Here is a 17,403-nt window from a genome sequence, read left to right as displayed (position 1 = left end):
TGGGCGCCGCCCACGGGACATTTACCTGGCGCACAGGTATTCTTCCACCCCATGATCACCCACTTCCTCATCTTCCTCAGTACCCTGTGCGCCATGGAGGCCGTCGGCACCCTGGCGCACAAGTACATCATGCACGGCCCCGGCTGGTGGCTGCACCGCTCCCATCACGAGGCACAACTGGGCGCGCTGGAGCACAACGACCTGTTCCTGCTGGTGCTGGCGCTGGTGGCGGTGGGCCTGCTGGTGCTGGGCGGCGCCACGGTGCAGTGCATTGGCGCCGGGGTGGCGGGGTACGGGCTGGTCTACGTGTTCTTCCACGACGGCATCGTCCACCGCCACTGGCCGGTGCGCCCCAGCCCGCGGCATCCGTACCTGCAGCGCCTGTACCAGGCCCACCTGATGCACCACAAGGTCAAGGGCCGGCACAACAGCGTGTCGTTCGGCTTCCTCTACGCGCCGCCCATCGCCACCCTGGAAAAACAGCTGCGCGACCGGCCCGTGGTCGCTGCTGAAGGCTGCGCGGGCCCTGCGCAGCAACGCTGATTTCAGCGGTTGCCCAGCAGTTGCGCGGGGGGGGGAAGGCCCAGCTAGCCTTGGCTTTTGCTCTGGCTTTTGCTCTGGCTTTTGCTCTGGCTTTTGCTCTGGCTTTTGCTCTGGCTTTTGCTCTGGTTTGTGATCTTGATCTGGCTTTTGATCTTGATTGTATGCCCCGTAAAGCGCCCGGGCCGACTGGAGGCGTCGATCAACGGGCTGCCCGAAGGGCCGAGGCCGCAGGCCGAAGAGACGGTAACCCGCAGGCTTCTATAGCGGGTGCCGTCTGCCCGTTGATCGGCGCCGGAAGGAGGGGACCCGTAGCGCAGCGGAGGGCCCAAGCAGGGGCAAGCGTTTTTTGGTTACTTTTTTTGGCGTTTGAAAAAAAGTGACCCGCCGTAAGGGCGGAAAGGTGAAGTGGCATCACCCTGAATGCTGGATATTCATAGGGCTTTCGAATCCCGCTTCGGCGATTTCGAACATATCCATTTTCGTGGCGCGACCACCGACCGTTTCGCCCTTACGGCGACTCACTTTTTGGCAGTCGCCCCAAAAAGTAAGCAAAAAGGGCTCGCCCCTGCTTGGGCCCTCCGCTGCGCTACGGGTCCCCTCCCTCCGGCGTCGCTCAAGCGGACGACGGCCCGGAATAGAAGCGCCTCCGGTTCCGTCTTCCCCGGCTACGCCAGGGACCGCTTGATCAACGCCTCCGGTCGGCCCTGGCGCTTAACGGGGCCAAGATCAAAAGCCAGGTCAAAAGCGAGATCAAAAGCAAAAGCCAGATCAAAAGCCAGGTCAAAAGCTACCGCGCAGCGATAAAAAAACCCGGCATTCGCCGGGTTTTTTCGTCAAGGGCGTGGGCCGCCTTCGCCTTCGTGGTGGAAGTGCTCGGGGCCATGGCCTGGGCCTGGGCCGCCATGCATCGGCGCTGGGGCCGGGCCGCCGTGATCGTGGTGGTGGCCACCGTGATCATGCTCCAGCAGGTTGGAAACGGCCACGCCCAGCACGCCACCGGCTACACCACCGATGACCGCGCCCTGGGTGCCGCCAACCTGATTGCCGACGACCGCGCCACCGGCGGCACCGACCACGGCGCCAACGACGTCGTTGGCCATGGCGGCGGTGCTGCAGAGGCTCAGGGAAAGTACCAGGGCGGAAAGAATGCGCATTTCGTTAACTCGTTGAAAAGAGTCGCAATTCTGCGAACCCACTAGTTAGATAGCAAGCTAATCAAGGTATCTGGAATGCTACAAATGCTGGCAAGGGCTCAAGACCGGGCGTTGCCACGGGGCTGCGGCGCGTCGAGCAGATGAGCGGCAAGGATGTTGTTGAGGAAACGGAACTGGTCGTTCAGGCCCACCACCTCGTTGCTGAAGTGCTGGCTGGCCTGGGGCATCAGCACCGAGTCGAAACCGTTGTTGGTGATCAGTTGCAGCGGCGCTTTCAGCGACACCACGTCTTGCACGTAGTAGTTCTTGCCAAAACGGGGGAAGCGGACGTTCAGGGTCACGGGTCGGATCATGGGGCAGGCTCCGGGGCAGTAGGAATCATCAACGTGGTTGATATTCGTTGGGCTGAGCTTCGAACGCAGGCGGGTGAAACTCAAGTGAACGTTTGTGCATGTACAAGCTGATGGCTATTGGCTACTAACGGCGGCGCGCGCCATGTCCACGGCCGGGAGGACGAACAGGTGCAGGGTGACGGCGGTCAAGGCCAGGCAGGTGAGCAGATGGATAAGCATGGGGCGGTTCCTCCCGATACGTGGTGTATGCAGGGGATGTTACGCCGCTGGGGGAAAGGCGGAAGACGAAGCGCGCGATGGTGGTTATCGATGGAATTGATGGTGGTGGGTGACGCGGCCTGCGGCCGCTGCTACAGGGCGTAGCAGCGGCTGCAGGCCGCGTCCGGGGCTTACTGCACCACCCGGTAGCACGGCACGTATGCCGCGCCGCCAGGCAGCTTCATGCGGTGCTGTTCGACGAAGGCGTTCAGCAGCTTGTCCAGCGGCTGCATGATGGCCGGGTCACCGTGGATCTCGTACGGGCCGTGCTGCTCGATCAGGCGGATGCCCTTGTCCTTGACGTTGCCGGCGACGATGCCGGAGAACGCCCGGCGCAGGTTGGCCGCCAGTTCGTGGGGCGGCAACGCGCGGCTCAACTGCAGGCTGGCCATGTTCGCGTGGGTGGGGTCGAAGGGGCGCTGGAAGCCTTCCTCGATCTTCAGCAGCCAGTTGAAGTGGAAGGCATCGTTGCGCTCGCGGCGGAACAGTTTCACGTCCTTGAGGCCCTGGGTCATCTGCCGCGCCACTTCGGCCGGGTCGTCGATGATGATCTGGTAGTGGCGCTGGGCGGCTTCGCCCAGGGTGGCACCGACGAAGGCGTGCAGCTGCTCCAGGTACGGCGCCGCGCTTTTCGGCCCGGTGAGCACCACGGGGAAGGGCAGGCCGGCGTTGTCCGGGTGCATGAGGATGCCCAGCAGGTACAGGAACTCCTCGGCCGTGCCGGCGCCGCCGGGGAAGATGATGATCCCGTGGCCCACGCGCACGAAGGCTTCGAGGCGCTTCTCGATGTCGGGCAGGATCACCAGCTCGTTGACGATGGGGTTCGGCGCCTCGGCGGCGATGATGCCCGGCTCGGTGAGGCCCAGGTAGCGGCCGCCGCTCATGCGCTGCTTGGCGTGGGCGATGGTGGCGCCCTTCATCGGGCCCTTCATCACGCCCGGGCCACAGCCGGTGCAGACGTCCAGCTTACGCAGGCCCAGCTCGTGGCCGACCTTCTTGGTGTACTTGTATTCGTCGCTGTTGATGGAGTGGCCGCCCCAGCACACCACCATCTTCGGTTCGACGCCGGCACGCAGGGTGCGGGCGTTGCGCAGCAGGTGGAAGACGTAGTCGGTGATGCCCTGGGAGGTGCTCAGGTCGATGCGCGTGCTGTCCAGCTCGTTCTCGGTGTAGACGATGTCGCGCAGGGCGCTGAACAGCATTTCCCGGGTGCTGGCGATCATCTCGCCGTCGACGAAGGCGTCGGCGGGGGCGTTGAGCAACTCCAGGCGCACACCACGATCCTGTTGGTGAATGCGCACTTCGAAGTCCTGGTAGGCGTCCAGGATGGTCTTGGCGTTGTCGATATGCGCGCCGGTGTTGAGGATGGCCAGGGCGCACTGGCGGAACAGGGTATAGATGCTGCCGGAACCGGCTTCGCTCAGTTGCTGTACTTCGCGTTGCGACAGGGTCTCCAGGCTGCCCTTGGGGCTGACGGATGCATTGATTACGTGTCGTTGTTGAGTCATTGCACATTCCTTGAGAGCAATGGAGCCAACCCGCGGCTGGCTTCATTCAAACGTTGTGAATCCGGCCTGGCACGGGCCGGAACTGCTGCACGACAGAAGAAAGCCTCCTCTTTGAACCGGATGACGATGATGGAAAAAACCGGATAACCCGAGAGTGGCATCAATGCCGTGGATTATCAAATTTGTGGTTTTTTACCGGGCCGAAGGCTTGCGACGCGGGCGCGACACCACCGATTCGATGTTCTTGCGGCCAATCAGCATGGCCTGCGGGTTTTGTGGCTCGAGCCATTTGTACATCACCAGGCAATCCACCAGCCCAAGGCGGGCGTGACGGTAGGCTTTTGGCAGGCGCCCCACGGTGTCGAAGCCCAGCTTGGTCCACAGCGCCACGGCCACTTCGTTGCTGGCCACCACCGAATTGAACTGCATGGCCAGGAAGCCGCTGTCGCGGGCCAGGCGCTGGGAGTGCTCGCACATAAGCCGCGCCACGCCACGGCCGCGGGCGGCCTCGGTGACCATGTAGCCGCAGTTGCACACGTGGCTGCCGGGCCCGGCGGCGTTGGCCTTGAGGTAGTAGCTGCCCAGCAGCACGCCGTCTTCCTCGGCCACCAGGGTGTGCTGCGGCAGGCCCAGCCACAGCTGGCGGGCTTGCTCGGCGGTTACCGCGGGGTCGTAGGCGTAGGTCTCCTGGGCGGCGACCACGGCCTGGAAGGTGGGCCAGAACGCGTCGAAATCGGCGTCGGTCATGGGGCGGATGTGGATCATGGCGGTCCTTGGGCAAAAACGATGAGGCAGTGTACCAGCCCGGTTCGCAGGCGCCGAACACATAGCGGGCGATGATTGAACAGTTAATGTTCTTAATGGTTAATAATATTATCCGGTTGGTCATACTCCGGGTGTGCCGAAGGATATCGGCACGTGTTCCGACAAAAACAATAAACGGAGTCAGATTGCCCATGGCACAGCCTTTCATGCCGCGCAGGCCGCGTCGCGCCTGCACCCTGGCCGTCACCTTGAGTGCCGGCTGCCTGGCCCAGGCCAGCGGGGTGCAGGCCGAAGGATTCTTCGACGACGCCAGCGCCACCCTCAACACCCGCAACGCCTTCTACCAGGGCAATTTCAAGAACAGCGACGCCACCCAGAACAAGCGCCAGGAATGGGCCCAGGGCTTTATCCTGCAGGGCACGTCGGGGTTTACCCCCGGCGTGGTCGGCGTTGGTGTCGAGGTCATCGGCAAGTGGGGGGTACGCCTGGACAGCGGCCCCGGCACCGCCGGTTCCGGGCTGTTGCCCAAGACCGCCAGCGGCGCCCCCGGCGAATACGGGCGGCTGGGCGGGGCGGTGAAGTTCAAGGGCTTCAACACCCTGGTCAAGGTGGGCGAGCAGATGCCCAGCCTGCCGGTGGTGCGCACCAACGACGCGCGCCTGCTGCCGCAGACCTACGTGGGCGCCACCCTGGTGTCCGACCCGGTGAAATGGGCGACGCTGTACGGCGGCCGGCTGGACAGCTTCAGCAACCGCGATTCCACCAACCAGGAAAAGCTGCACATGCACGGCAGCAGCATTGACGGTGATTACTTCGATTATCTGGGCGGCGAATTCCGCCTGGTGGACGGCCGCCTGCAACTGGCCTACTGGCACGCCGAGCTGAAGGACATCTACGCCCAGGACCTCTACCGCTTCACCTACGACCAGCCCATGGGCACCGGGATCCTGCGCCTGGACACCGGCCTGTACGTGAGCACCGAGCAGGGCGCGGCCAAGGCTGGCGACCTCGATAACCGCGCCGCCTACGCCGGGCTTAGCTGGCGGCAGAGCGGCCATACCTTCCTGCTGGGGCTGCAGAAAATGTTCGGCAAGGACGACTTCGTGGGCCTGCAGGACAGCCCCACGGTGATGACCAACCACGTCAACAACATCTTCGGCTACGCCCACGAGCGCTCCTGGCAGTTGCGCTACGACTACGACTTCGCCGCCAGCGGCGTGCCGGGGCTGGTGGCCGGGGCCAAGTACGTGCACGGCTGGGGCGTGCAACGCAGCAACGCGGTGGACGGGCATGAGTGGGAACGCGACTTCAACGTGCGCTATGTGATTCAGTCAGGGCAGTGGAAGGATCTGAGCCTGTCGTTGAGCCTGTACAGCCTGCGGTCGACGTTCCAGAGCAGCCTGGATGAGACGCGGTTTACGGTGGGGTATCCGATCAAGTTGTTTTGAATGCAGACGCGGCCTTTGGCCGCTGCTACGCCCCTGTAGCAGCGGCCAACGGCCGCGTCCCACTCATCAAGGCTCCTGACAAGCAAACACATCCCCCTGGCCCTGGTAATGCGCCTCCTGCGGGTAGGCGCACAACGGCCGCGTGCGCCCGGGGAACGCGCTGCCGCGGGCCAGCAGTTGCGCCGGCGGCTGCTGCTTGTCCTGCCAGGTTTCCATGGCGGTCAGCGGGTCGAAGTCATCCAGCGCCGGGCCGTCGCCGCAGTGGGTCATGCCGGGCACCACGAACAGCCGCGCCCATTGCTCGGCCTGCTGGCGGCCGCCGTTGTCGCTGGTCAGGCGCGCCCAGTAGCGGCGCAGGTCGTTGGCGGAGAACACCGGGTCGCTGTTGCCCTGCACCACCAGCAGCTTGCCGCCGCGCTGGGTGAAGCTGGAGTACTGGGTGGCGACCGCGTCGTTGATCGCCGCCGTCTGCGCGGTGGTTGCGACCGCCTGGTCGAAATTGAAGTGGGCCAGGTCGAGGTTGGCCTGCGCCGGGGTCATGAAGTACAGCCCCAGCGAGCCGGGGGTGAGGGTGGCGTTGCGGGCGTCGGCCTTGCCGGTGGTGGACTGCCCCAGTTTCCACACGCGCCAGCCGTCGGAGGCGATGCCGGCGTCCCACGGCCAGTCGCTGTACAGCGCCTGGCCGTGACTGTCGTGGGCGCCGTTGAACACCGCGTGCAGGGCCTCGACCTTGGCCTGGCTGAGGCAGCCGCTGGCCTGGCCGGCCTTGCAGGTGAGCACGGCGGGGTCGAACTGGCAGTGGCTCATGGCGTCGATGCTGCCGTCCTTGAGCCCGTCCAGGGCGTCGCAGCGGTCCAGCACGGCCTTGGCCAGCAGGTCCTGGTCGGCCTGGGTCAGGGCCTGGGCCAGGATCGGCTGGCCGTCGGCGGTGCGCGGCGCCGCGCGGCTGAAGGCCTGGGTGTCCCAGGCCTGGGCCACGGCGGCGCGGCTCAGGCGCAGGCCGGGGTTGCCGGCGATGATGCCGTCGAACTGGGTGGGGAAGCGCTGGGCGGCCACCAGCGCCGCGCGGCCACCGTTGGAGCAGCCCATGAACACGCTGTGCGCCGGGGCCTTGCCGTAGTAGGCGAGGATCAGCGCCTTGGCCTGGGCAGTGACGCTGCCGATGGCCGCGTAGGCGTAGTCCAGGCGGGCCTGCTGGTCGACGCCGAAGCGCGAGTCGCTGTTGTCCTTGCCGGTGTGCCCGGAGTCGGTGCTGACCACCGCGTAGCCGCGGTCCAGGGCGGGCAGGGCGCTGGCGCCGCGGAACGGAATGGCGCCCAGGGCCTGGCCGACCACGCCGTCCATGCCGCCGCCGCCCTGGAACAGGAAGCGGCCGTTCCACGGGCTGGGCAGGCGCAGTTCGAAGTGGCTGCCGTAGGCCTGGCCGTCGGCACCGGTGCGCGCGCCGATCACGCCTTGCACCAGGCAGTGGGCCGGCATCGCGGCCTTGCTCAGGGCGGCGCCGGTCAGCGCCGCGCGGCCGGGGTTGGCCTGGGGTAGCTGGCCGGCGGCCACCCACTGGTGCAGGCTCAGGGTGACGTCGGCGCTGCTGCTGGTGAGCGCCGCGCAGCGCTGGGCATCGTCGTCGGCCAGGGCAGCACCAGCCACCACGCACAGGCTCAGTAGGGTCGGGGCAAAAGGTCGTTTCACGAGCAAATCCTTTTTGTTGTTGTGGCGGAATGAGCAATATGGTTAATACTATTAACTACTTTGCTGGTCAAGCCGCTTCCCTACAACAACTCGAAAGGATGCACTCATGCGCCGTCACTCGCTGTTACTCGCCTTAAGCCTGCTGCTGCCCGTTACCCTGGCCCACGCCGCCGATACCGCGCCGGTGCTGGAACCGGTGTACGAGGCCGTCATCGACATCGCCCCGGGCGAAACCCTGGGCAAGGGCCCGTTGGGCGAGCGCTTTCGGGTGCCGATCACCGGCGGGGAGTTCCACGGCGCGGGGCTCAAGGGCAGGATCCTGGCCGGCGGCGCCGACCGCCAGCTGCTGCGCGCCGATGGCGTCAAGCAGCTGGACGCGCTGTATGAGATGCAGACCGACGACGGCGCGGTGCTGACCGTGCGCAACCAGGTGCTGGTGCATGGCAGTGGCGCCGGGCGCTATGCGTATTCGACGGTGAATATCCAGGCGCCGGACGGGCCGTATGGGTGGCTGAACCAGGCGGTGTACGTGGGCAGCCTGACTAGCCTCAAACCGGCGAAGGACGCGGTGCTGGTGAAGGTGTATCGGATGCGGTGATGGTTGGGGACGCGGCCTGCGGCCGCTGCTACACGACGGCCGCGTCCATTCAGATCAACGCCCGCAGCGCCTGCTGGAACGCCTCGATGTTCTGTTCGTGGCGTTTGTAGTAGGTCCACGGCCCGATGCGTTGCGAGGTCACCAGCTGCGCGCGTTGCAGCGCCGCCAGGTACAGCGACACGGTGGACTGCGAAAGGTTGGCGCGCGCCTGGATGATGCTCACGCACACGCCCACCTCGTCGGGGTTCACCTGTTGCTCGGGGAAATGCTTGCTCGGCTCTTTCAGCCAGCCAAGAATCGCCAGGCGGGTCGGGTTGTCGAGCGCCTTGAGGGCTTCGTTGATATCGATGCTCATAAATCACACAGTCGGGTAATCCCGTGATTTTACGACACTTGTGCCTGGCGCGTCAGGGGTTTACTCGCTATGGACCGGATAGTCTATATAGCCGCGTTCAGTGCCACCGTACATGCTCGCCGCATCCAGCGGGTTCAGCGCCAGGCCGTAGGCCAGGCGGCGCGGCAGGTCGGGGTTGGCGATGAAGGGCCGGCCGAAGGCGATCAGGTCGGCCAGGCCTGCGTCCAGCACGCGGTTGCCGCGCTCGGCGGTGTACTTGCCGGCGTAGATGATGGCGCCGCTGAAGGTGTCGCGCACCACCTGGCGGAAGTCCGCCGGCAGCTCCGGGGCGTTGTCCCAGTCCGCCTCGGCAAGCGACAGGTAGGCGATGCCGATGTCTTCCAGCACCTGGATGGCCTGCAGGTAGGTGGCACGCGGGTCTTGTTCCACCAGCCCCAGGTATACCCGCGCCTCGTCGGTGCTTTCGAACAGCGGCGAGAAGCGCACGCCCAGGCGCTCCTTGCCCACCACCGCAGCGACGGCCTGGGTGACTTCGCGCAGGAAACGCAGGCGGTTGGCCAGGCTGCCGCCGTATTCGTCGTCGCGCTGGTTGCTGTGGGCGGAGATGAACTGGTTGATCAGGTAGCCGTTGGCGCAGTGAATCTCCACGCCGTCGAAGCCGGCGTCCAGGGCATTGCGCGCGGCGCTGGCGTACAGCTGCACCAGCTCGGCAATTTCCTCGCGGCTCAGCGCCCGCGGCGTCGAGGGTGGGCACAGGGCGCCGGTGCCCGGGCCGGTTTCCACGAACACGCTGACGCCTGTCGCGGCAATGGCCGACGGCGCTACCGGCGCGTCGCCATTGGGTTGCAGCGAGGTATGCGACACCCGGCCCACGTGCCACAGCTGGGCAAAGATCACCCCGCCTTCAGCGTGCACGGCCTCGGTCACCAGGCGCCAGCCGGCGACCTGCTCGGCGCTGTGAATGCCGGGCGTCCAGGCATAGCCCTGGCCACGGGGCTCGATCTGCGTGCCCTCGGTGACCATGAACCCGGCGCTGCTGCGCTGGCGGTAATAGGTGGCCATCAGCGCGTTGGCGACGTTGCCCGGCTGGCTGCTGCGCGAGCGCGTCAGGGGCGGCAGCACGATGCTGTTTTTCAGGGTGAACGGGCCGAGGGTGGCGGGGCGGAACAGCGCGGAGTCTTTCAAGGGGGAGCCTGTGGTTCAGCGATAAAGTGGCAATAGGGTAAACTAGATATTCATATATCTCAATATCACAATTCCGCGTAGCAGCGGCCGCAGGCCGCGTCCCACCCCACCGCGGTCGCCTTGGGAGAACGCGGTGTCGGCGGACGCAGCCTGCGGCAGCTGCTACGGGTTACACCCACACGTCGTTGCTGGCCGTGCGGTCGCCGCCCTGGTCGCCGGTGTTGAGCACGCCGCGCGGCTCGATCAGCAGCAGCTTTACCTCCTGCGCAGCGCAGGGTTTGTGCTCGACGCCCTTGGGCACCACGTACATCTCCCCGGCATTGACGGTGACCGCGCCGTCGCGCAGTTCGATACGCAGGCAGCCCTCGACCACGATGAACGTCTCATCGGTGTCGGCGTGGCTGTGCCACACGAATTCGCCGTGCAGGCGGGCGATCTTGAACTGGTAGTCGTTCATCTCGGCAATCACCTTGGGCTGCCACTGCTCGCTGAACAGGCTGAATTTCTGCTGGAAATTGATGGATGCTGGCATGCTTGGATTCGCTCTGGTGGTGGATGGGCGAACCTTAGCGGGCGGCATCAGGCAGGGTCTTGTATGATCGTGCAGTGTTGCGAATCACCCGCAGGAAGCTGAAGCATGACCACCACCGACTGGGTACTGCCTGCCGCGCACCCCACGCGTTTCGAGCGCCTGGAAGCGCGCTTCGCCGGCCACGGCTTCACCCCGCACCGCCACGACACCTACGCCATCGGCCGCACCCTGGCCGGGGTGCAGAGCTTCAACTACCGCCGCGCCCTGCGCCACAGCCTGCCGGGCGGCACCCTGGTGTTGCACCCGGACGAGGTGCACGACGGCCAGGCCGGCACCGAGGCGGGGTTCCAGTACCGCATGATCTACCTGGAGCCGGCGTTGATCCAGCAGGTGCTGGGTGGCCAGCCGCTGCCCTTCATCGAGGGCGGCCTGAGCAATGACCCACGGCTGTTCGCGGCCACCCAGGTGCTGCTGGGCGACATGCACAGCGCCATCGACCCGCTGGCCGAGGACGACGCCCTGTTCGACGTGGCCCAGGCCCTGGCGGCCGCCGCCGGGCAGAAGCGCCCGCGTGGCGCCCTGGATTTCGTCGCGGCGGAGCGCGCGCGGCAGTTCATCCATGCCACCTTGGGCGAGGCCATCTGCCTGGCCGACCTTGAGCGGGCCAGCGGGCGTGATCGCTGGGGGCTGTCGCGGGATTTTCGTGCGTTGTTTGGCACCAGCCCTTACCGTTACAGCGTGCAGCGGCGGCTGGAGGGTGTGCGGCGGGCGATGCTGGCGGGATGTTCGCTGGTGGAGGCGGCGGCGGTGGCGGGGTTTCATGACCAGGCGCATATGAGCCGGTTGTTCAAGCAGGCGTATGGGGTGGCGCCGGGGAGGTGGCTGCGGATGTTGGGTACGCGGTGACACTGCGCGCTTGTGCGCGCGTAACCTGCGTCCCCCGCGAACCGCTTGTGATCTTGATCCCGTGAGGCCTTTGATCTTGATTGTGTGCCCCGTAAAGCGCCAGGGCCGACTGGAGGCGTTGGCCGAGCGGTCCACGGCGTAGCCGGGGAAGACGGAACCGGAGGCGCTTCTATTCCGGGCCGTCGGCCGCTTGGGCGACGCCGGAGGGAGGGGACCCGCAGCGAAGCGTAGGGACCAAGCAGGGGCAAGCCTTTTTTGCTTACTTTTTGTGGCGTTTGACAAAAAGTGAGCCGCCGTAAGGGCGGAAAGGTGAAGTGGCATCGCCCTAGGAAATGGATATGTTCACGATGGTCGGATCCCGCTTCTGACGTTTCTGGATATATCCATTTTCGCGGTGCGATCACCGACCGTTTCGCCCTTACGGCGACTCCCTTTTTGGCAGTCGCCCCAAAAAGGAAGCAAAAAGGGCTCGCCCCTGCTTGGGCCCTCCGCTGCGCTACGGGTCCCCTCCCTCCGGCGTCGCTCAAGCGGACGACGGCCCGGAATAGAAGCGCCTCCGGTTCCGTCTTCTCCGGCTACGCCAGGGACCGCTTGATCAACGCCTCCAGTCGGCCCGGGCGCTTTACGGGGCATACAATCAAGATCACAAGCAAGATCAAAAGCAAGATCAACAGCAACTCACAAACCAGCTTCACCTCGTTGCATCACGTCACCGTGTGCTCCACCCTCTGCGCAAACCCCCACCGCGCAAACTCCGGTGCGAACTCATCCAGCGTCAGCAACCCCATGCACGCCATGGCGCCGGTCTGATGCAATTGGCCGCGGGCCAATTTGCACGCCAGCAACACCGTGGCCATGCACGGAATCTCCGGGCCATTGCCCCCCGGCGCAGTCAGCTGCCAGGTGCACTCCACGCCACGGCCGTCGGCGCCCACGCCCTTGAGCCGCACGCGCATGCCGCCCAGGTCACTGCCAAAGCGGTCCAGCAGCACATTGGCCCAGCGGTTCAAGCGCGCGGCGTGCTGGGCAATCGGCAGCGGTAGGCCCACCCGCCGCAACGCCGCCACCAGCCACAAGCCCAGGTGCTGGATGCGCAGCTCCAGGGCAGCATGGAAGCTCACCTCGCGCACGCCGGGGTAGCGCGCCGGGAACAGTTCCAGGTCGGGCACGTCGCAGGCTGCGCCCCAGCGCTGGCCGATGCCTTCGAAGCTGAAGCGGCGCAGGTTCTGCCAGCCGTGGACGGTGGCCCAGCGGCCGTTGTGCCAGCGCTTGAAGCCCTGGCCGGCGTAGCCGAACACCGCCTTGATCGTCGCTTCGCCGCGTGGCGCCTGCTGGCCAGGGGCGATGGCCACCTGCACGCTGTCCAGGCGTGTCCAGCCGGCGCTCAGCTGGTCGACCACGGCGGTGGACAGGCCGGGCAGGGTGCTGGCGCCGCTGACCGCCAGCACCCCGGCGGCGCTGGCAGCGGTGTGCACGTTGGCGCGGAAGTCGGCGACGAAATCGCGGCCGTCGGACAGGTCCAGGTAATGCGCGCCGACCGCGCAGGCGGCCAGCGCCACGCGGTAGTCCTGGCCCTGGTAGGGGCCGGCGCAGTGGATCACCAGTTGTGGCCGCAGGTCGGCCAGTTGGCTTTGCAACCGCGGGCTGTCGATGTCCAGGGGCGCCGTCGTGATGGTGCTGAGCGGCCCGAAGAAGACGCTGCCGCTGACCGGGTTGCGGCCGGTGGCCACCAGTTCCAGGCCCGGCTCCATGGCCAGGCGGCGGCAGATGCGGGCGCCGAAGTTGCCCAACCCGCCGATGACGATCACGCGCATGTACTGTCCTTGATGCTAGGGCGATGCCCGCCAGTATAGGGGCTAGCCGGCCTGGCCGGTAACCGCCTGCTGCTGGCGCCGGTACTGCCCCGGCGGCAGGCCGTGGATATGGCGGAAGCGCCGGGAAAAATAGGCCTCGTCGGCGAACCCGCACAGTCGCGCGATCTCGCCCACCGGCTTGAGGCTGTCCAGCAGCAGCTGCCGGGCCAGGTGCATGCGCCGCTCCAGCACCAGCTCGCTGAAGCTCTTGCCAATCTCCTTCTTCAGCCAGTGGGTCAGGTAGTGGGGCGACAGGTAGGTGGCGGCCGCCACCTTCTTCAGGTCCAGCTCCGGGTCGGCCAGGTGCGTGCGCACGTAGGTGGACATGCGCTTGAGCGCATCGCGCCGGCTGAGCTGGGCGGCATTGCCGCTGGCCAGGGCCTTGAGCGGCTCGGCGTATTGGCTGCAGACGCCGCCGATCAGCTGCAGCAGCAGCCCCTTGAGCGACTCGCGCATGCCGAACTGGCGGTCGCGGTCCAGCGCGTGCATCTGCTCTAGCAAGCCGCACACCTGGGCGAAGGGCGCGGGCTCGAGGATGAAGTCCAGGTGCTCCTGGAAGCGAAACGGCGCCAGCTCCGGGGCCAGGGCAATCGACACGTCTTCCAGGTCCAGCGGGTCGCAGCTCAGGTGCGGCAGCAGGAAGGCCTGGGAGAAGTTGATCAACTGGAAATGCGCGTGCGCAGGGTGCGGGATCATGTGCACCCGGTGCGGCAGGATGAACGCCAGGGCGCGGCTGGGGAAGGGCCGCTGCACGTTGCCGATGTGCTGCACGGTGTCGCCGCCCAGGTTCACCTGGATCTGGAAATACTCGTGGCGGTGCGGGGCGGTCTCGGGTTTGCGCACGCTTTCGTCGCGGATGTAGAAGTCGGGGCGTTCGCTGCGTTGCTGCATGCCGAAGGTGGGCACGCGGCTGGAAGACTGCATGGTGTCTCTCCTGTTGTTCAGCCGCTGGGGGCGGCTGTCAGGCGTGTTGTTTTGGGTGATTGTACGATCACTTTGCACACTTTGCGTGGCTTTGTGGTTTTTGCCAAGTGCAAAAACGCTGCTGCGCGCCTGGCCGATGGTAACCGCTCTAAACCAATAATCCTGGCGATTAATTGGCGTTTTGCCAGCCTGTTTTCAGCGCTTTTTGTTTTTGGACTTTTGACCTCTAGCCGGTTTCGCTGTGCAAAAACGTTCTAACCGGCCCGTTGATTTTCAATGGTTGTACGATCACTTTGGAGGCGTCCGACTCGATACCTATCAACAATAATTAGAAGGTGTTCGTACCATGCAGACGACTCCCCACGAGTACCTGGCCCCCAGCAACCGGCAGATGCCCAACGTCGACGCCGACCTGGTGGCCGCCCCCGCCGAAACCTTCGACCACAGCACCAGCGCCGCGCGCCTGCCCACCCGGCGACGCTGGTTCATGCTGTCGCTGCTGCTGATCGCCACCATCATCAACTACGTCGACCGGGTGAACATCTCCATCGCCGCGCCATTCATGGCCAAGGACCTGGGCCTGGACAAAATCCAGATGGGCCTGATTTTCTCCGGCTTCGCCTGGACCTACGCGCTGGCGCTGGTGCCGGCCGGCTTCGTCGCCGACCGCTTTGGCTCGCGCTTCACCTACGGCCTGTCGCTGATCACCTGGTCGGCGGTCACCGTCGGCCAGGGCCTGGCCGGTGGCTTTGCCTCGCTGTTCGGCCTGCGCCTGGCCGTCGGCGCCCTGGAAGCCCCGGCGTTCCCGGCCAACAGCCGTGCGGTGGCGGTGTGGTTCCCGGCCCGCGAGCGCGGCCTGGCGAGCAGCATCTACGTGTGCGGCCAGTACCTGGGCACGGCGCTGTTCACCGGCGCGCTGCTGTGGCTGGCCACCACCTACGACTGGCGCCACGTGTTCTACACCACCGGCCTGGTGGGCATCGCCTTCGGCGTGGCCTGGCTGTACCTGTACCGCGACCCGCTGGCCTGCAAGAAGGTCAGCGCCCAGGAACTGCAGTACATCGAGGATGGCGGCGGCCTGGTGAAAGCCAGCGCCCAGCGCACCCGCTTCAGCTGGCGGCAGATCGGCGAGTTGCTCAGCTACCGGCAGATCTGGGCGATCTGCATCGGCAAGTTCGCCAGCACCTCGGCGCTGTATTTCTTCCTCACCTGGTTCCCCACCTACCTGATCGAAGAGCGCCACCTGACCATGATCAAGGTCGGCATCTTCGCGGTGATGCCGTTCCTCGGCGCCACGGTGGGCATCCTCCTGGCCGGGATCCTCTCGGACTGGATGATCCGCCGCGGCTACTCCATGTCCTTTGCACGCAAGCTGCCGCTGGTGGTGGGCTCGATGCTGGGCATGTCCATCGTGCTGGTGAACTTCACCGACTCCAACGTGGTGTGCATCGCCATCCTTACCACCGCGTTCTTCGCCCAGGGCATTGCCTCGGCGTCGTGGGCCGCGGTGTCGGAGGTGGCGCCCAAGGAGCTGGTGGGCCTGACCGGTGGCATCACCAGCCTGGCGGCGAACATCGGCGGCATCGTCACCCCCATCGTCATCGGCGGCATCGTCCATGCCACCGGCTCGTTCGCCTACGCCTTCTGGTTCATCGGCGCGGTGGCGCTGTGCGGCACGCTGTCGTACTCGCTGCTGCTGGGGCGCCTGTACCGCATTCAACTGCGTGCCCGCTGAGCCCGGTTTACTCCAGGACAGCCACGGTTTTCTCCAACTTTTACCGCCCACGGCGCCGTACGCTGTGGGCCAACGACACACAGGCCACGAGGTAGACCATGAGCCCTTTCGTATTTGCCCCCGACGCGGGCGTGACCCTGGACGTGCAGGGCAGTGACGCGCGTTTCCCGGTGAACCGGGTGTTCTGCCTGGGCCGCAACTACCCCTGGGGCGACGCCCAGGACGCCGTGCGCCAGGCGCCGATGTTCTTCATGAAACCGGCCAGCGCCGTGGTGCAGGCCGGCGGCGAGCTGGCGTACCCGCCGCTGACCCGCGAGTTCTGCCACGAGATCGAACTGGTGGTGGCCATCGGCAGTGGTGGCGGCGACATTCCTGAAAGCCGCGCCCTGGAGCATGTCTGGGGCTACGCTGCAGGGCTGGACCTGACCCGCCGCGACCTGCAGATGGCCGCCAAGGCCGCCGGCCAGCCCTGGGAGGCGGCCAAGGCCTTCGACGGCTCGGCGCCCATCGGCGCGGTGGTGCCGGTGAGCCGCATCGGCCACCCCGACCGCGGCGCAGTGTGGCTGCAGGTCAACGGCGTGGAGCGCCAGCGCTCCAGCCTGGAACAGCAGATCTGGTCGGTGAGCGAGATCATCAGCCGCCTGTCCCAGTCCATCGCCTTGCGCCCCGGCGACCTGATCATGACCGGCACGCCGCCGGGGGTGGCCGCGCTGGAGCCGGGCGACGTAATCAGCGCCGGTATCGACGGCATCGGCGAACTGAGCGTGCGCGTGGGCGCGCGCCGTTAATCCAATCATCAAGGAGTGAGCGACATGACAACGACAACGCGCAAAGTGGCCCTGGTAACCGGCGCCGGCAGTGGCATCGGCCGCGCCGTGGCCCTGGGCCTGCTGGCCGACGGCTTCACCCTGGTGCTGGCCGGCCGCCGCGCCGAGCCCCTGCAGGAATTGGTGGAAAAGGCCCGTGCCGAAGGCGGCGAGGCGCTGGCAGTGCCCACCGACGTGCGTGACCCGGCCAGCGTCGACGCGCTGTTCGCCACGGTGGAGGAGGTGTACGGCCGCCTGGACGTGATTTTCAACAACGCCGGGGTCAACACCCCTGCAGTGCCCATCGACGAACTGGCCGTGGACCAGTGGCTGAACGTGATCAACACCAACCTTACCGGGGTGTTCCTGTGCAGCCGTGGCGCCTTCGGCCTGATGCGCCGCCAGCAGCCCCAGGGCGGGCGCATCATCAACAACGGCTCGATCTCGGCCCACGCGCCACGGCCGTTCAGCGCGCCCTACACCGCCAGCAAGCACGCGGTGCTGGGCCTGACCAAGAGCCTGGCGCTGGACGGCCGCGAGTTCAACATCGCCTGCAGCCAGATCGACATCGGCAACGCCCTCACCGAGCTGTCGGTGCGCATGACCAAGGGCGTGCGCCAGGCCAACGGCGAGATCGCCGTGGAGCCCATGGTCGACGTGCAGCACATCGCCGACGCGGTGCGCTACATCGCCGGGCTGCCCCTGTCGGCCAACGTGCTGAACATGACCGTGATGGCCACCAACATGCCGTTCGTGGGCCGTGGCTGAGCCGCGCCGTTCCCCTTTGTCTT

General features: G+C 66.1%; 17 protein-coding genes. 7 read left to right on the top strand and 10 right to left on the bottom strand.

The window, feature by feature from the left end; genetic code table 11:
• Positions 1-51: 51 nt before the first annotated feature.
• The gene (locus tag AC0J42_RS17955) at positions 52-543 is read left to right on the top strand and encodes a sterol desaturase family protein (RefSeq protein ID WP_473002780.1); all 492 of its coding nucleotides are present in this window, start codon (positions 52-54) and stop codon (positions 541-543) included.
• Positions 544-1,376: 833 nt separating this feature from the next.
• Here the strand turns inward: AC0J42_RS17955 and AC0J42_RS17950 are convergent.
• The 4 genes from AC0J42_RS17950 to AC0J42_RS17935 form a co-directional block, all read right to left on the bottom strand.
• Positions 1,377-1,697: a glycine zipper domain-containing protein gene (locus AC0J42_RS17950; RefSeq protein ID WP_416424914.1), complete on the bottom strand. Its 321-nt coding sequence runs from the start codon at positions 1,695-1,697 to the stop codon at positions 1,377-1,379.
• 98 nt (positions 1,698-1,795) lie between these two features.
• Positions 1,796-2,050, bottom strand: coding sequence for a hypothetical protein (locus AC0J42_RS17945; protein ID WP_416424913.1), 255 nt, complete (start codon positions 2,048-2,050; stop codon positions 1,796-1,798).
• Between the two features lie 389 nt (positions 2,051-2,439).
• Positions 2,440-3,816: a nucleotide 5'-monophosphate nucleosidase PpnN gene (gene ppnN, locus AC0J42_RS17940; RefSeq protein WP_416424912.1), complete on the bottom strand. Its 1,377-nt coding sequence runs from the start codon at positions 3,814-3,816 to the stop codon at positions 2,440-2,442.
• A gap of 192 nt (positions 3,817-4,008) precedes the next feature.
• The gene (locus tag AC0J42_RS17935; RefSeq protein WP_416424911.1) at positions 4,009-4,581 is read right to left on the bottom strand and encodes a GNAT family N-acetyltransferase; all 573 of its coding nucleotides are present in this window, start codon (positions 4,579-4,581) and stop codon (positions 4,009-4,011) included.
• Positions 4,582-4,772: 191 nt separating this feature from the next.
• On the opposite strand from AC0J42_RS17935, the gene AC0J42_RS17930 reads away from it, so the two are divergent.
• On the top strand, positions 4,773-6,029 hold the full coding sequence (locus AC0J42_RS17930) for an OprD family outer membrane porin (RefSeq protein WP_416424910.1): 1,257 nt from the start codon (positions 4,773-4,775) through the stop codon (positions 6,027-6,029).
• A 66-nt stretch (positions 6,030-6,095) separates the two neighbouring features.
• Here the strand turns inward: AC0J42_RS17930 and AC0J42_RS17925 are convergent, their stop codons facing one another.
• Positions 6,096-7,718, bottom strand: a complete 1,623-nt coding sequence (locus tag AC0J42_RS17925; RefSeq protein ID WP_473002778.1) for a tannase/feruloyl esterase family alpha/beta hydrolase — start codon at positions 7,716-7,718, stop codon at positions 6,096-6,098.
• Positions 7,719-7,824: 106 nt separating this feature from the next.
• Between AC0J42_RS17925 and AC0J42_RS17920 the strand changes: the two genes are divergently transcribed.
• On the top strand, positions 7,825-8,316 hold the full coding sequence (locus AC0J42_RS17920) for a DUF3237 domain-containing protein (RefSeq protein WP_473002776.1): 492 nt from the start codon (positions 7,825-7,827) through the stop codon (positions 8,314-8,316).
• A 49-nt stretch (positions 8,317-8,365) separates the two neighbouring features.
• Here AC0J42_RS17920 and AC0J42_RS17915 read toward each other — a convergent pair whose 3' ends face one another.
• The 3 genes from AC0J42_RS17915 to AC0J42_RS17905 form a co-directional block, all read right to left on the bottom strand.
• The gene (locus AC0J42_RS17915; RefSeq protein ID WP_416424907.1) at positions 8,366-8,671 is read right to left on the bottom strand and encodes an ArsR/SmtB family transcription factor; all 306 of its coding nucleotides are present in this window, start codon (positions 8,669-8,671) and stop codon (positions 8,366-8,368) included.
• A 60-nt stretch (positions 8,672-8,731) separates the two neighbouring features.
• The gene (locus tag AC0J42_RS17910) at positions 8,732-9,856 is read right to left on the bottom strand and encodes an alkene reductase (RefSeq protein ID WP_473002773.1); all 1,125 of its coding nucleotides are present in this window, start codon (positions 9,854-9,856) and stop codon (positions 8,732-8,734) included.
• 169 nt (positions 9,857-10,025) lie between these two features.
• On the bottom strand, positions 10,026-10,388 hold the full coding sequence (locus tag AC0J42_RS17905) for a cupin domain-containing protein (RefSeq protein ID WP_416424905.1): 363 nt from the start codon (positions 10,386-10,388) through the stop codon (positions 10,026-10,028).
• Positions 10,389-10,493: 105 nt separating this feature from the next.
• On the opposite strand from AC0J42_RS17905, the gene AC0J42_RS17900 reads away from it, so the two are divergent.
• Positions 10,494-11,294, top strand: coding sequence for an AraC family transcriptional regulator (locus AC0J42_RS17900; RefSeq protein ID WP_473002771.1), 801 nt, complete (start codon positions 10,494-10,496; stop codon positions 11,292-11,294).
• Between the two features lie 704 nt (positions 11,295-11,998).
• On the opposite strand, the gene AC0J42_RS17895 is transcribed toward AC0J42_RS17900, so the two are convergent.
• Positions 11,999-13,108, bottom strand: coding sequence for a saccharopine dehydrogenase family protein (locus tag AC0J42_RS17895; RefSeq protein WP_473002769.1), 1,110 nt, complete (start codon positions 13,106-13,108; stop codon positions 11,999-12,001).
• A gap of 42 nt (positions 13,109-13,150) precedes the next feature.
• Positions 13,151-14,071: a helix-turn-helix transcriptional regulator gene (locus AC0J42_RS17890; protein WP_416424902.1), complete on the bottom strand. Its 921-nt coding sequence runs from the start codon at positions 14,069-14,071 to the stop codon at positions 13,151-13,153.
• Positions 14,072-14,558: 487 nt separating this feature from the next.
• On the opposite strand from AC0J42_RS17890, the gene AC0J42_RS17885 reads away from it, so the two are divergent.
• The 3 genes from AC0J42_RS17885 (at position 14,559) to AC0J42_RS17875 (ending at position 17,380) form a co-directional block, all read left to right on the top strand.
• The gene (locus tag AC0J42_RS17885) at positions 14,559-15,806 is read left to right on the top strand and encodes an MFS transporter (protein ID WP_473006876.1); all 1,248 of its coding nucleotides are present in this window, start codon (positions 14,559-14,561) and stop codon (positions 15,804-15,806) included.
• A 98-nt stretch (positions 15,807-15,904) separates the two neighbouring features.
• On the top strand, positions 15,905-16,594 hold the full coding sequence (locus AC0J42_RS17880; protein ID WP_473002768.1) for a fumarylacetoacetate hydrolase family protein: 690 nt from the start codon (positions 15,905-15,907) through the stop codon (positions 16,592-16,594).
• Positions 16,595-16,618: 24 nt separating this feature from the next.
• Complete coding sequence (locus tag AC0J42_RS17875) at positions 16,619-17,380, top strand: SDR family oxidoreductase (RefSeq protein WP_473002766.1); 762 nt, start codon at positions 16,619-16,621, stop codon at positions 17,378-17,380.
• Positions 17,381-17,403 lie beyond the last annotated feature (23 nt).

It is taken from the genome of Pseudomonas sp. Tav-5-1A (assembly GCF_055755055.1).
This window is presented reverse-complemented; position numbering and strand designations above follow the sequence as displayed.

What these genes read in the sequence shown, in the direction of transcription:
- AC0J42_RS17955 (WP_473002780.1), top strand. Translation starts at nt 52, where the DNA reads ATGATCACCCACTTCCTCATCTTCCTCAGTACCCTGTGCGCCATGGAG.
- AC0J42_RS17950 (WP_416424914.1), bottom strand. Translation starts at nt 1,697, where the DNA reads ATGCGCATTCTTTCCGCCCTGGTACTTTCCCTGAGCCTCTGCAGCACC.
- AC0J42_RS17945 (WP_416424913.1), bottom strand. Translation starts at nt 2,050, where the DNA reads ATGATCCGACCCGTGACCCTGAACGTCCGCTTCCCCCGTTTTGGCAAG.
- ppnN (WP_416424912.1), bottom strand. Translation starts at nt 3,816, where the DNA reads ATGACTCAACAACGACACGTAATCAATGCATCCGTCAGCCCCAAGGGC.
- AC0J42_RS17935 (WP_416424911.1), bottom strand. Translation starts at nt 4,581, where the DNA reads ATGATCCACATCCGCCCCATGACCGACGCCGATTTCGACGCGTTCTGG.
- AC0J42_RS17930 (WP_416424910.1), top strand. Translation starts at nt 4,773, where the DNA reads ATGGCACAGCCTTTCATGCCGCGCAGGCCGCGTCGCGCCTGCACCCTG.
- AC0J42_RS17920 (WP_473002776.1), top strand. Translation starts at nt 7,825, where the DNA reads ATGCGCCGTCACTCGCTGTTACTCGCCTTAAGCCTGCTGCTGCCCGTT.
- AC0J42_RS17915 (WP_416424907.1), bottom strand. Translation starts at nt 8,671, where the DNA reads ATGAGCATCGATATCAACGAAGCCCTCAAGGCGCTCGACAACCCGACC.
- AC0J42_RS17905 (WP_416424905.1), bottom strand. Translation starts at nt 10,388, where the DNA reads ATGCCAGCATCCATCAATTTCCAGCAGAAATTCAGCCTGTTCAGCGAG.
- AC0J42_RS17900 (WP_473002771.1), top strand. Translation starts at nt 10,494, where the DNA reads ATGACCACCACCGACTGGGTACTGCCTGCCGCGCACCCCACGCGTTTC.
- AC0J42_RS17895 (WP_473002769.1), bottom strand. Translation starts at nt 13,108, where the DNA reads ATGCGCGTGATCGTCATCGGCGGGTTGGGCAACTTCGGCGCCCGCATC.
- AC0J42_RS17890 (WP_416424902.1), bottom strand. Translation starts at nt 14,071, where the DNA reads ATGCAGTCTTCCAGCCGCGTGCCCACCTTCGGCATGCAGCAACGCAGC.
- AC0J42_RS17885 (WP_473006876.1), top strand. Translation starts at nt 14,559, where the DNA reads ATGCTGTCGCTGCTGCTGATCGCCACCATCATCAACTACGTCGACCGG.
- AC0J42_RS17880 (WP_473002768.1), top strand. Translation starts at nt 15,905, where the DNA reads ATGAGCCCTTTCGTATTTGCCCCCGACGCGGGCGTGACCCTGGACGTG.
- AC0J42_RS17875 (WP_473002766.1), top strand. Translation starts at nt 16,619, where the DNA reads ATGACAACGACAACGCGCAAAGTGGCCCTGGTAACCGGCGCCGGCAGT.